Below are 14679 nucleotides of genomic sequence, written 5' to 3' on the forward strand. Positions count from 1 at the left end.
CACTGAATTACGCACTTAATTAAGGGATCGACATGCAGTTAGCGTTACGCGACGCCAATCAGGGACCATTTTTAAGCAAAGTTATCGCTTATGGTCAGGCGCAGGGCAAGCTCAGCGCCTCAGATCTTGAGAACATCAAAAGCAAAGCAGTGTTGATGAGCCTCAAGTTCGCCGACAAGTTTTATAACAAGTACAAAATGCATCTGCTGGAACAAGCGGCGCACGACATTATCGGCGTCGCCAGTTTAGGTTTAGCCGAGCTGTCGGAGCAGGATTTAGACCGCGCACTGGCGCTACTGCAAAGCCCGGAAGGCATTGTCAAACCGTTCCAGAAAGGCTGGAGCATGCTTAGTCAGGTCAGTTTACTGAACCCAAGCCGCAAATCTTTGTATGGTGACGTAGAAGCGCAGTTGCTGGCCGATATTGCGAGCCCACCAGACGCTGAAGAATGGTCAGGCTTGGCACAATATCAACATGCACTGCAGGAATGGCAGCGCCGCCAGGCGATTGCGGTATTAAAACAGACGTTTTTTTATCACACCCAGCTCGACCCATTCGAGCACTTTAACCTTGAAGGCATGCTGGCCGAAGTGGTGTTGTACCGGTTGTGCTGCAAAGGCGACAAGGTAAAACAGGATTTAAAACAACGGCTGAAGAACATCGAACTGCAAGACAGCTGGTTTGACGTGACCTTCCTGCAAATCCAAACCCAACAAACCATCAGCTTGTTACCGCCTGGTTTTGCCGCAGCGGTGAACGAAGATATCGGTGATAACTTTGCGCCGGCGCTGCTCAAAACACTGCAGTTTGCCAAAGGTTATCAAAAACTACTCGCCGACAACGCCTCACCGGAACGTCGCGATGCGTTTGAGCATAAACAAGGCATGCTAAACCCGCTATTGGGCTGGCCGCAGTATATTGAGATGTAATGTTAAATATGGGGTCAGAGTCAATTGTTAACAGAAATCTGTTAACAATTGACTCTGACCCCCACGCAACCTGCTGTAGCAAACAGATTAAAACTGATACCTCAAACTCAACAACCAGCTGTTGACATCATTGGCTGCCAGATTGATTTGCTGATAGCCACCACCCAGTTGCCAATCATTGGTGAGTTGATATTGCAGTTGTAATCCAAGCATCCAGTCATTGCCGTCAGATTCGGTGCGAAGCACGGTATTATTCACCCGGCTTTCAATCTCGGAATCCCAAAAAAACACCCCTACCGGTAATTCGAGGCGCAGCCTGTTATCTTGCCACAAGGTAAACCGAAACGCCGCACTCACACCATCAACCAGCACCGGACTCACCGCTTTGAGCAATTCATGGTATTGACCGGGCGTCAGACTTTCACCACTGAGCTGACTGCTGGCATCCCCTAAATCCTGATAACCCAACTCAATCGCGACCGACGGATGCAGTTGATATCCCAAAGCAACGCCGTAGGAAAAATCACTTTTATCAAAGTCGGTGATCGCGGTACCGGAAGGAAGCCCTGCCGCTAATGAGCTTTGCTTGCTGTCTGCACTGCTGTGACCCGCAGAGCCTTGCAGATACCAGTCAGCACTCTGGCTGATCGGGCTAAATAGCAGCATCACCGCGGCTGCGGCTCCGGCTGAACTGCGACGGAACACCGCCGCAGTTCCTAACAACAACAACGCCCATAACGTCATGCTGCCGCCGCTGGATTTGTTCTCGACCACCACTTCTTTAAAGGCCGTCACAGTGACCAGCACCTGGCCGGTTGCCGTCCCCCCCAAACCATCCGAGATGCTGTAGCTAATGGTATCAACACCATCAAATCCGGATTTTGGGGTATAACGCAACCGCTGACCAGCTTCGATACTCACTGTTCCCTGGACGGCGGTGGCCGCAGTGACTGTCAGGTTGTTGCCGTCGACATCGGTATCATTGGTCAGCACCGCAATCACTATTGCGGTTTTGTCGTTGGTCGCAGCCACATCATTCACCGCGATCGGCGCGCTATTGCTAAAGACATCAATCACCAGCTGGCTACTTGCAGTGCCGCCTTTACCATCGGTGACGCTGTAGATCACCGTATCCAGACCGGTAAAGTCGGTATTAGGCAGATAACTTAGTTTTTGGTCAGCCAGAATCGTCACTGTGCCAAAACCACTAACCGCCTGGGTAATCGTTAAGCTATCACCATCGGCATCCGTATCATTGGCCAGTACATTCACTACCACTGCGGTATTTTCTCTGGTCGATGCCTGATCGGCCACAGCAACTGGCAGTCTATTGCTACTGATGGCAACTGCAACGCCACCAGGGTCAACAATTGCACTATTGGCAATACCGTCAGCGTCATTCGGACCACCGTCTTCTACCCGAACCTGCACACACCAGTGACCTTCGGTTAAACCAGCAGTCCAGGCGGCATCACCCGGCGGCGGACAGAAACCACGTTCACCTTGGGTACTGGAGACTGAGTTTTGCCCGTTGCTGACAAAATCTTTCCAGCCGGTGGCATCGTTAAATTTACGATAAATTGCATTGGCCGGTACCGGTAACCGCTGTGGCAAGACCAGACTGTAGCTTTTACCCTGCTCTGGCAAACCATAGGCAATAAAGTCAAAGATACCGCCAATATTGACCGCCGATGTATCGGTATCGACTGCATCGTTTTCAATTTTCAGACCACCGGCATCCGTTTCAGCAGCCACAGTACCTAAACGTAGACAGACCCCGGGTTCACCTTCGGCCACGAACTCAGTCTGCCCTAACAATTCGGTCGGCATCACATTACATTCGCTGATCGCATCCTGATAATCAGGGATACCATCACCATCCGAATCAGCAAACCCTTCCTGATTGTCAGGGACCAAATCGCCGTCAACGTCACTGCTACCCAATACCGGCAGACTAGGTCTGACGACAATAAATACTCGGGAGGTGGTCGATAAATTTGGCGAGCCATTGTCGGTAGCAGTGTAGCTAACCTGATACAAACCAGGACCCTGCTCAGCCGGATCAAAACTCAGTTCTGTATCTGCTGGAGTGACATTTTCGAGTCGGCCAAAGTCCCAACTGCCGGTCAGTTGATCCTGTGTATTGGTGTCGGTAACAGTGGCAGTGACAGTGACCACACCATCGCCTTCACTAATCGTCAATCGGTTCAGATTATTCTGCTCGACAGCTAAGGTCACCACAGGCGCAATATTGGCTTCAGTGATCACGATACGACTACTGCGTTTGCTGCCGCGATTGACACTGCTGTCCAACGTGATATCGATATTTTCTGGCGAATCGGCGAGTCCATCCTCCAGCACGTTAAAACGAACACTTGTGCTGGTGCCGGAGCTGATTTCAGCGACACCTGAGACCAACGTATGATCATTCGCCCCGGCACTGCCACTGACCGAATATGGCACTAACACCGGATACGAAGGTGCCGTTCCATTCAGGATCACCTCAACCACCACTTCATTGCCTTCGGTAACTAGCTGATCTTTGCTCAGAGAAATCAACGGATTCACGCTTACCTTCTGCGCTTTAGTCGCGGTATTGCCATCCGCATCTGTGGCTTGCCAGTACACAATATGCTCGCCCGGCTCAAAGAACAGACTGCCATTGATTAACGACACCCGCAGTCGACGGCCGTTGCGATCAACTGCAGTAGCGTTGCCAAGCGGTACCCTGGTAAAGAGCGCAGTCGCATTGACGGTGATATCCGCAGGCACAGTAATGACTGGCAGATTGGTAGCATCGCCACCGGTAATAATCAGACTGACATTGGCTGTGCCACGGCCGCCTTTGCCATCGCTGACGGTATAGCGCAAAGTGACCGGCCCTGCATACAGTTCCGGCACCGTCAGAGTTAGGCCCTGTGCATTAAAGGTAACGGTACCAACGCTCGAAGACGCACCATCAATCGTCAGTGGATCGGTATCCACATCAGAATCGTTGGCCAAAACCGCTAACTGATACTGATTGTTGCTGGTCCGTTGCAGGTTAAAGCTGTCATCAGCGGCTATCGGTTGGTCATTGACCGCCGTCACGGTAAGACTAATGGTCGCCGTATTTGAACTTAATTCAGCATCTTTGGCGATAAACCCAATACTGTCGGTGCCGTTAAAATCCTGCGCCGGGGTGTAGATCAGTAAATCACCTTGCAGAGTCGCTGTGCCATGTACAGGTTGGGCTGCAATTTCATAATTCAGCTCATCCCCATCAGCATCCTGTGCCGTCAAAGTCAGGCTCAGCTGGCTGTCTTCCTCTGTACTGGCGGCACTGTCCGTCGCAACCGGCGCCACATTTCCTGCCACAACTGTGAGGTTAAACGCCGCTAAACTGGTACTGGTGGTGCCATCAGACACGCTAATCACAATCCCTGAAGTTACGCCGACATCAGCGCTGGCCGGCGTACCAGACAAGGCTCCACTGCTGGTGCTAAAACTGGCCCAGGCTGGTTTATTACTGATACTAAAGGTTAAAACCGCACCTTCATCCGGATCTGAAGCTGTTGGCGTGAAGCTGTAAGGCGTTCCGACGTCGACTGAAGTTGCCGGAGTTCCGCTAATCACCGGCGACTGATTCGCCGGTTGCACCGTAATACTAAATGGTGCCAGCGCAGCGCTCTCGGTACCATCAGTGACACTGATGACAATACCGCTGATAGTACCCACATCAGCAAGCCCTGGTATACCGGTCAGCGCCCCGGAACTGGTTGAGAAACTGGCCCAGGCTGGCTGATTACTGATACTGAACGTCAGCGTTTGTTCGTCGGCATCCGATGCTGCGGGTACAAAGCTATAAGGTGTTCCCTGCACCACAGTGGTTGCCGGTGAACCACTGATCACAGGTGCAGTATTTGGCAGTTCCGGTGTTACAGCATTCGAAGCCGCCGAAGCTGCGCCTGTCCCGACACTATTCACCGCAACAACGGTAAAGGTGTAAGCCGTGCCATTGGTTAAGCCTGGCACTGTGACAGGTGAACTTGCGCCTGTTGCTGTCAACCCGCCAGGATTAGAAGTCACGGTGTAACCGGTAATAGCGGCACCACCGTTCGAAGCCGGGGCGGTGAACGCCACTGAAGCAGAAGCATTACCTGCGGTTGCAGTGCCGATGACTGGAGCTCCTGGTAATACCGCATTCACAGCAAAACTCCGACTCACTTGCGTTGCAGCTAAATAACTGCCGTTACCGGCCTGATCGGCATTAATAGTACAAGTACCTGCGGTAACAAAAGTCAGCACACCGATGGAGGTGATGGTACAAACTCCGGTTGTCGACGAAGTAAAGGTAGGTGTCAGACCCGAATCCGATGTGGCAGTCAGTGTTGGGCTGGTCCCAAAGTTCTGCGCTCCCGGATTGGCAAAGGTAATGGTCTGAGCTGCGGCAGGCGTGATCGAGTTGGATGCAGCTGATGCCGAACCTGTACCTGCCGAATTGGTTGCAGTGACCGTGAAGGTATAAGCCACCCCATTGGTCAAACCGGTGACAATGATTGGTGAATTGGCGCCAGTGCCGGTCAGTCCGCCAGGATTTGCAGTCACGGTATAGCCGGTAATAGCGGCACCGCCAATACTGGCAGGTGCAGTGAAAGCGACACTTGCCTGGGTATCACCGGCAGTTGCGGTGCCGATGGTTGGTGCTCCAGGCACTACTGCACTAACAGTAAAGGTTTGACTGACTTGTGGTGCCACCAAATATGAACCGTCGCCAGCCTGATCGGCATTGATGGTACAGCTGCCAGCAGTGACAAAAGTCAGTAAGCCGCCGCTGGTAATGGTACAAACCCCGGTGGTGGCTGAAGTGAAAGTCACCACATAACCGCCTCCGGCTGAGGAAGTAGCGGTCAACGTTGGCGTGGTGCCAAAATTCTGAGTACCCGGATTATTAAAGGTAATGGTTTGTGGGGCGGCCGGTGTCACCGAATTGGATGCCGCCGAAGCAGCGCCTTCACCCGCGGAGTTGGTGGCGGTGACGGTAAAGGTATAAGCCAAACCATTGGTTAAGCCCGTGACCGTCACCGGCGAACTGGAACCAGTGGCAGTGGCACCACCTGGGCTGGCAGTGACGGTATAACCACTGGCAATTATTGCCGCGCCACCGGTGCTGACTGGCGCAGTGAAAGTGACGGTCGCTTCAGTATCGCCAGCAGTTGCCGTCCCAATGGTTGGTGCACCAGGCACTATCGCATTGACGGTAAAGGTTCGGCTTACTGTGGTCGCGGCGTTCCAGGCGGAATTCCCCGCCTGATCGGCATCGATGCTACAACTACCAGCAGTAACGAAGGTCAGAGTTCCAGTACTGGTAATGGTACAAACTCCGGTTGTCGACGAACTAAAACTAACCGCAAGCGTGGAAGATGCACTGGCTGTAGGCCCCAGATCGGGTGTTGTACCAAAGTTTTGTGCCCCAGGATTCGGAAAGGTAATGGTCTGGTCGCCTTTAGGCGTCGCCGAAGCCGAAGCGCCAGAAGCAACACTGGTGCCGATTGCGTTGGTTGCGGTCACGGTAAAGGTATAAGCAGTACCGTTGGTTAAGCCCGTCACTGCGATAGGGGATGTGGTAAAACCAAAACCACCGGCTGAAATACCGCCGGGGTTCGAAGTGACGGTATACCCGGTGATTGCGGCACCACCATTACTGCCCGGGGCACTAAAAGCTACAGACACTTGACCATCACCTGCGGTTGCGGCGCCGATAGTCGGGGCATCAGGTGCCGATAAGGCATTGCTTGTAGTGATGCCATTGCCGGTTAAATCAGCCACCACCACAGCAGCATCTGCACCCGCAGTCCAATCTTCAGCTGCCGCAAGATTATAAGTTGTAGCATCTACTGAGCTGGTGCCGTTTTTATTCAGTATTAAGTTCACGGCATTGCGGTCTGTCGCACTCAAGGTCAAGGTAAAACTGCTACCAGAAGTAATTTCTACATCTGCGGTATCGGTCAGGCTATAAGTTGCAGCACCTTCGCCGGTCAAAGTAAATTTATTGGCAACGACGTCGTTGGTTGCACCCGCCAGTTTAAGAAAACCAGCGCCGGTCACTACCAGTGCACCTGTTGCGGCATTATAAGTGGCACTGGTCACAGTCGGCACCGCTACATTGCTGACGGTAATACCATTGCCAGTTAGATCAGCAATCATGACTGCAGCATCCGCACCTGCCTGCCAATCTTCGGCAGCAGCCAGATTGTAGGTGGTGGCACCGGTTGATGAGGTGCCATTTTTATTCAGCATTTGGTTTATTGCGGACCTGTCTGTTGCGCTGAAGGTCAGGGCAAAGCCAGTACCAGAAGAGATTTCAACATTCGAGGTATCCGTCAGGGTATAAGTGCTGCCACCTTCACCTGTCAGTGTAAATTTATTGGCAACAATATCGTTGCTGGCACCACTGGCCATTTTCAAACCAGAGCCAGTAACTGTGAGTACGCCGGTGCTCGCATCATAAGTCGCCGATGTCACTGCAGGTACCGCCACATTAGAGACCGTTATCCCATTTCCGGTAAGGTCCGCTGTCGCCGCCGAGTCTGCGATAAAACCAGCGGCCCCGGCCAGATTGTATGTGGTGCCACCGGTAGAACTGGTGCCATTTTTGTTCACAATCAGATTCACTGCTGCGCGATCAGTAGCACTGAGCGTCAGCGTAAATGCCGTAGCCGAAGATATTTCGACATTGGCGGTATCGGTCAGCGTGTAAGTGCTGCCCCCTTCGCCATTCAAGGTGAATTTATTGGCGACAACATCATTCGTTGCGCCGCCTGTTGCAGTGAAGTTGGTACCGGTAACGACCAATGCACCGGTGTTGGCGTTGTAGGTAGCAGACGTGATGGTTGGGGGCGGGACTACTGCATCTGCAAACACCAACTCATCCAGACTCACATACATGAGCTGATTACTACCGTCAGTAATCCTGATCTGATCCACGTTCTGAAATTTAGCTGGCGTCAGGCCGTTTAGCTGCGTGTAATCATTATAAAAACTAACTGAGTTATCAATAGCTAATGTTTCACTGCCGGTAGATACCCCATCTCTAAACCCCTCAAATTTTATATGGGTATGTGCACCCAGATAATTGACAACCCGAATCCCCTCAAAGGAAAAATCTTCGCCACCCTGTGTTCTGATCACCGTCGACGCCGCGTCCCCTGCATCAGGAACCACACCGTCATCAATTTCATCTAAGCCATTATTGGCGATATCTGCCCAAAACTCCCAATGTTCGCCGGTATTGGTATCTGTCCCCAAGTTTGCAGCGTAAATTTCTATCACCACACCAGGAATATCAGCCGAATTCGCTTCGCCATCTGTGACCGTAGTACCAAGTACGTCTCCATTCGCTACACCGGAAAAATTCATTGAACCGGAAAACAAGCGACTGGCATACAACTGCCGGGCTTTGGCGGAAAAAGGTATTTGCGTCTGAATATCGCCATAACCAGATTCCAGTGCCCAGTCTGCATTTTTCGCAGCGGCACCAGTGGCATTCGACGATGCAGCGACATCTGCTGAAGTCAGTTGTGCCAACTGACGGATAAAAGCGTCACCACGGCTGTCACGAGCAACATCACAACCATAAATAAGAATATCGCCGTCTTGCAGCAGACTGGCGCCTATTTGTTTGAATTCTTTGCTATATCCCGCCACATTTGTCTGGTCGATGATGGTACTACCCAGTCTTATCTGCCCCTGCCCCCCATGGCTCACCACATGAAGTGCCGCGATATTTGTTCGATTTGCCAGTTGTTGCGCCATAAAAGCCACGCCATCCTGACCAGATGGCAGAAACACCACTTCAACAGCTGGGTCTAACTGTTCCAGCAGTGTCGAGGCATCTGGTACTGCCGCATCGACAAAGACAATTTCTGGCGCAGGCATTACATGAATATCAAGAGGTGATGCCTGCACTGGATTTAACATCGCTAAGATAAAGCAACACATCCATGCAAAACCACGACTAATGCGCCTACCTAACCGGAGTGAATGAAGGGGTTTCATATAAGCAACTGGGATTGACTTGCACCCTGACATGTTAACGCTCCTGGCAAATTGCCTTCCAACCACAGCCGGAAAGGTGATGAGTAAATATCAAAAACGACTGCAATCATCTGAACTAGATAAATGATTCAGATGATCGCAACTCTGTAAATAACCGAAGGTGCTACCCGTGCGAAGGGTATATCCCCACTAAAGCGATGATAAAATTCATGCCCAGATACGGACTTGTAATAGGAACGGGCAACCCACCTCCCACCGGGTTTATCGTTACTGACCCAGCAGTTGTCACGCTACCATGTATACCACCAAGGTTTGCTTTGGTTGCATCTGGAGCTGTTGCGGTAAAAAGACCATTCACAGCTGCATTGGTTGGCCCGACTTTCGCCGTCATCGCAGACAGGTAGCTGGTATTACCAGGCGTTGGAGGTACCATGGCAGCAGCTGTCGTCGTCGCTAGATCCAAGGTTGCGGTCACCGCACTAACAGCGCCGGTAAACTGTGCTGTTGGTGCATGTATCGGCAGTTGTGCTGTGGTTAGGCTGACACTTTCATGACCGGCCATTTGCCCTAAAGCGATATAACTTAAACCAGCACCAGTCCCTGTTCCAACCGGACTGCGACTTTGTAAATTCGGCAAACCAAAGGTCGTATGGCCATCTCCGCCATAATTGGTCCCTAAGATAGAAAACAATGCAGCATTGCTCGCAATGGCCAGAAGCTGCCCTTGACAAAACGCCCAGCCATTCGGAGCAAAAGTACCGGCAAACATGCGGATTTCACCAATAAACGGATCAGACATTCGAACTCTCCTTAGTAAGGTTTTGGTGCGGTTTGGTCGTGCCAAACCATTTTCAAAACAATGCCCGACAATTGGATGCGTTACTACCTGCCTGCGTCCGCTGCTGGCTTGCTTTGGTGGGTTAAAGTCTCACCACATTGTTGAATGGTGAGTCATTCAAAAATTTGCTTAAAAAACAAACTCCATCAACCGTAGATCAAATCAGGAAAAACATCAACCCGGCACCGAATCAGAAACATCTGATGGTTGCCAATACAGCTGCTCATAGCCACCTGCCCCCGCCACTGACTTAAAATCATGCCGCAGATAAAATTGGCAGGCGCCGGTATTTTGTTGATCCACCAGCAAACTAATCGCCAATTGCTGTTGTCGTGCATACTGCTGCAAAAACTTGATCAATTCACTGCCAAAGCCCCGACCACAATGGTTGGGCAAAAATGCCAGATCTGTAAGGTGCAAATTTTCAGGATGCCGCACCACGATCAGTCTGCCAACCGGTTCGGCATGACACAGCAGTAAGTAACTATCGGGTTTGGGGGATTGTTGCAGGTAACTCTGTTGCTGCAGCTGATATTGCTGTTGCAGCAATTGCTGAACCATTGGTTCAGGCAACCCACAGTGTTCGAAATATCGATGATTGGCGGCAAAAAGCTGCTGAAAAAAAGCTTCGTCTGCGGGAGTTGCAAGTCGAAAGGACAGCCCGGAATCCTTACAACTCAACGATAGCTGCATACTAGTTCCTTAATTTAATAGTGGGGTCAGAACAAAATTAATCCCATTCTTTGTGCATGAACACGCGCACGCCTGATCACAACACAAACCTGTCCTTGTTGATGTGTAGTTTTAGCCTAGGCTATTTCATTTGGATTGAGCCTGATATTCCGAAAAATAGCATAACCAACCCTAGGCGGTTGAAATTTGAACGAATATCAAATAAACCCTGATATCCAATTGTCATAAATATTTACACACAACACTAAAAGTTAAAATATTTCATTTAAAATCAATCAATTAATTATCTGATCAATTATTGCATAAATATTTAATTAAAAATAAAATTTGTTAACTGGTGATTTAATGTCCAATCTAATCAAAAATTTATGCTTACTTTTTCTCAGTTTATCTAGTTTCACCGCAGTATCTGGGGTTATTACCATCAATACTGGAACTGAGGCACTTTTCAGTCACTATACTTGGCGCGACGATGGCAGTGAATACGGTGAGTCTATTCACCATCCAAGCCAAAAATTATCAACGTTAAACGATACTTTCCAACTGACCCTCAATGATTTAACGCCGAAAAACTATCAGTTTTATTTTTACGGCGGCTGTGGTGACGATATCGTATGCTCTGCGATGGGTTGGCAATATCACGATGTTCAATGGCACAACCTTGCAACGAGCTCAGCGAGTTTGTTGTGCAACTATGCCGGGCTATCGGCTGAGATGTGCCCACAAGTGGTCGCAGCGCCAAACACCACTATGCAAATGGGGCACTCCAATGGCTATGACAATTATGACGACACAAAAGAGCCTTTTAGTAGCACCAGTGGATACATCAGAAACGACTCAAAGCGTACCCGTCAGATTAATGAGTTAACAAATGAAATCACCATCGTCCGAATGTACCAATATTTTGGCTTGTACTCCGAATTAGCAACCACCCCAACTTGGGGCAGTCAATTTAAGGTTCCTACTTCACCCGAATTGTGGGACTGGTTGGGGGGCTCAAGTACAAAGACTTTTTATCATCATACAATGCAGATTTTTAACTATCGTTGCGACAATGTGCTGACATTAGTTAACTGTCAGAACACCTCAAGTGAAAATATGTACCTTAATTGGAATGCCAATGCTTCATTCCAACCAAACTCAGTCTCTGCACCTGCCACCAGTGCTTGTGTACTGCTTGGATTAGCAGGTCTTGCCTGGCGGCGTCGGCGCAGCATCCACTGAACACGATCATGCAGCAGCTAAAATTAGCAGCCACAGGTATTTTGTTGTAAGTAACTGTGCTGTTACAGCTGATATTACTGCTGCAACAATTAGTGAACTATCAGCTCAGGCAAGCCTGAGTGTTCAAAATACCGATGATTGGCCTCTCCATCCTGATTTGGGGAGGTGCCCAAACTTAATCCATGGTACTGCGCTGCAGAAGCGGTCAAACCTTCAATCCAGCGGACTTTCCTCCTGCTACAACTAAGCCAGCCGCTCGCTGAATAAATACAACGACACCCATTTCACTATAGCTTCAAAAAAATAGTTTCTTTTCTAACGTATGATAACTGGCGAATTTTTAACCAGTATTCTAGCTTTCACTTGGCTTATTGCCAAAGCACTTAAAAATTTCACTCCGCCACATGAAGGGAACACATCATGGCACCATTTCTCGTTACGCTGCTAAGCTCCGGCCTACGCTTAATTGCAAACGCAGTATTGGTAAAAGGCTCTGAATTTATTAAAGAAAAAACCGGCATCGACGTTGAGCATGCAACCCTTACTGACTCTGATACTGAAAAACTCAGACAATTCCAAGCTGAACATGAGGAAGAACTGCTACGTCTTCAACTGGAAGACAACAAGCTAGGGCTGGAAGAAACCAAAGCTTATCTGGTGGATGTGGCTGATGCCCGTAAAAACCATACAGCGGTTCAAACCAGCGCAGATGCCCCTTGGTACGTAAAAGCTATTCAACCAGCTTTGGCGGCATTTATTGTCGTTGCGACTGTTGTGCTGTTTGGCTTGTTTGTGTACTGGAGTGGAAACTCAGGCGTGCATGATAAAGATGGTGCACCGATTCCCAAATTAACCGATCCACAAAGAGAGATCATGATCTACATACTGGGCGTGTTATCTGCTGCGATCACCCAGATCCTGGGGTATTACTTTGGCAGCTCAAAAGGCAGCGCAGAAAAATCCAGAAGCATGGAAACTGCTCTCAGAAATCAATCGGAGGCAAAATAAATGAGCCTGCTGGATGAACAAATTGCCTTTCTGAAAGATACCCGGCGTTTGCTGGGCAAAGCCGAAGAGTTTGGGTTTGAAGTCAGTGGTGGCGAATTAGAACGAAGCATTGAAACTCAATCCGCTTTGGTGCGCACCGGACAGGAAAAGACGATGGACAACGCCCATATTCGTCGCTGCGCCATAGTGCTGAATTTTTTCAAAGCCGACCAGGACAAGTGGCGCCTTATCCAGTCTGCTGCCGAGCTGGAACCTTTAGGTAACTATTGGGAAGAGCTGGACCCGCGTAATAGCTGGAACGGCCGCAATGGTAATGCTAAAAACTTTGGTCGATTTGAGCGTAGTCCAGGTGCTTGGCCAGCGAAAACTGTATCATTGCTGGACAGACCGCAACAAGCGCTGCCTATCCCAGATGCTGCCGCTCAAGCTGATGCCGGAAGATCATCAGCCATAATTCTGCCCGCAAATGAACAGCAAAAAGCCAAACCCATAATTCGCCGTGGTTCAACAAACCAGACTGCGATTAGCCTGCTACAAGAATTATTACTTCAAGCTGGCATGCTGACTAAAACAGATACTAAAGGTGAATTTGACCAGCACACAGAACAAGCAGTAAAGGCTTTTCAGCTTGCAAATGGATTAGTGGCCGATGGTATTGTCGGAGAAAAAACCTGGGTTACCTTGCAGCAAGTGACTTCAGCAGGACAAAGCGGCACTGTACAAAAGCCGCGTTATCTTGGCGAACAAGATTTTGTCAATGCCGCCTTAGCGCTGAACTTAGAGCCAGCTATTGTAAAAGCGGTCTACAAAGTGGAATCAAACGGCAATGGATTTGTTGGTGATCTACCCAAAATACTGTTCGAAGGCCATGTGTTTTGGGAGCGGTTGAACCTAATCGGCAAAAATCCGCTGAAACTGGCTGTTGGTAACGAAACCATTCTTTACCCCAAATGGACCAAAGTCCATTATTTGGGCGGAGCCAGAGAACATTTACGCCTGAATCGTGCTGAGGCTATTCATCAGGACACGGCTCGCGAATCTGCATCCTGGGGGCTGTTTCAAATCATGGGTTACCACTGGAAAACTCTTGATTACCTGTCTATCGACGATTTTGTAACTCGTATGCAGCAACATGAAAGTGAACAACTCGAAGCCTTTTGTCGTTTTATCCAAAAGAAAAAAGCTAAAAGCGGCATGTCGTTACGGGATTTGCTGGAACAAAAAGATTGGGCCAACTTCGCACTTTATTACAACGGCACTGGCTACCGTCAAAATGCCTATGACGACAAACTCCGTGAACAGTATCGAAAGTTCAGTACCCTGAGCTGACTTACAGGGTACGACCTTATACAAATCACACAGGCGGTCTGTTGCACCGATTGCAACAGCCCTCATTCCAAAGAACTCTCCACCTGCTGCTGTAACTGCGCCAGCCGCTCGGCGATTTGCTGGCGATCTTGGGCCAGTAATTCGCGTTCGGTGAGCAGCTCATAGCTTAAATTCAGCGCTGCCAATACGGCTGCTTGTTCGGCGGTCAGGGTTCGGCTTTTGCTTTTCAGCTCGGCAATTTTCTCATTGAGCAAAGTGGCGGCTTCCTGCAACCCTTGTTGCTGATGCTGCGGCGTTTTTAGCTTGTAGTTGCGTCCGGCGATGTCGAGGCTGACTTCAGAAAATTCAGTGTGCAACATCGGGTTAAACCTGAGCCGGGAACAATGCTAACAACGCCTCCAGCTTCTGTGCTGTGGCGGTTTGTAACTCTTCCTGTTCCATCGCCTGCAGCTGAAAATTTTCCAGCTCTTCGTGCTTTTGCTGTAACTGTTGTTGGCTTTGCAGTAATGCCTGATTTAACTGCTGGTTTTCACTGACTAAACGTTGAATGGCGGATTCTAACTGACTGAATTGATTATTAAACATACAAAAACTTATTCCAAAATAGCGGGGCAAGGGAAA

At 49.6% G+C, this 14679-nt stretch carries 9 protein-coding genes; 4 read left to right on the plus strand and 5 right to left on the minus strand.

Going from position 1 to position 14679, the window contains the following annotated elements; all coding sequences use genetic code 11:
* Positions 1-32 precede the first annotated feature (32 nt).
* Positions 33-929, plus strand: coding sequence for a cold adaptation protein AtcC (gene atcC / locus A5320_RS18220; protein WP_068068438.1), 897 nt, complete (start codon positions 33-35; stop codon positions 927-929).
* 87 nt (positions 930-1016) lie between these two features.
* Here atcC and A5320_RS18225 read toward each other — a convergent pair whose 3' ends face one another.
* From A5320_RS18225 to A5320_RS18235, 3 genes are all read right to left on the minus strand, one after another.
* Positions 1017-8909 carry an Ig-like domain-containing protein gene (locus A5320_RS18225; RefSeq protein ID WP_197490179.1) on the minus strand — a complete coding sequence of 2631 codons (7893 nt, stop codon included), beginning with the start codon at positions 8907-8909 and terminating at the stop codon, positions 1017-1019.
* 220 nt (positions 8910-9129) lie between these two features.
* The gene (locus A5320_RS18230; RefSeq protein WP_068068443.1) at positions 9130-9765 is read right to left on the minus strand and encodes a phage tail protein; all 636 of its coding nucleotides are present in this window, start codon (positions 9763-9765) and stop codon (positions 9130-9132) included.
* Between the two features lie 213 nt (positions 9766-9978).
* Entirely contained in the window at positions 9979-10497 is a 519-nt protein-coding gene (locus A5320_RS18235; RefSeq protein ID WP_068068446.1) for a GNAT family N-acetyltransferase, read from the minus strand.
* 345 nt (positions 10498-10842) lie between these two features.
* Here A5320_RS18235 and A5320_RS18240 point away from each other — a divergent pair, with 345 nt between their 5' ends.
* The 3 genes from A5320_RS18240 to A5320_RS21785 all read left to right on the plus strand — a co-directional run bounded on the left by A5320_RS18240 (position 10843) and on the right by A5320_RS21785 (position 14058).
* Positions 10843-11721, plus strand: coding sequence for a hypothetical protein (locus tag A5320_RS18240; protein WP_068068449.1), 879 nt, complete (start codon positions 10843-10845; stop codon positions 11719-11721).
* Positions 11722-12141: 420 nt separating this feature from the next.
* On the plus strand, positions 12142-12729 hold the full coding sequence (locus tag A5320_RS18245; protein WP_068068451.1) for a hypothetical protein: 588 nt from the start codon (positions 12142-12144) through the stop codon (positions 12727-12729).
* A complete protein-coding gene (locus tag A5320_RS21785) occupies positions 12730-14058 on the plus strand; it encodes an N-acetylmuramidase domain-containing protein (protein ID WP_082971887.1) in 1329 nt (442 codons plus the stop codon).
* 62 nt (positions 14059-14120) lie between these two features.
* On the opposite strand, the gene A5320_RS18255 is transcribed toward A5320_RS21785, so the two are convergent.
* Both A5320_RS18255 and A5320_RS18260 read right to left on the minus strand, forming a co-directional pair.
* A complete protein-coding gene (locus A5320_RS18255) occupies positions 14121-14417 on the minus strand; it encodes a cell division protein ZapA (protein WP_068068452.1) in 297 nt (98 codons plus the stop codon).
* Positions 14418-14421: 4 nt separating this feature from the next.
* Positions 14422-14643, minus strand: a complete 222-nt coding sequence (locus A5320_RS18260; protein ID WP_068068453.1) for a hypothetical protein — start codon at positions 14641-14643, stop codon at positions 14422-14424.
* Positions 14644-14679: the final 36 nt, after the last annotated feature.

This window comes from Rheinheimera sp. SA_1 (assembly GCF_001669775.1).
GTDB lineage: Bacteria > Pseudomonadota > Gammaproteobacteria > Enterobacterales > Alteromonadaceae > Pararheinheimera.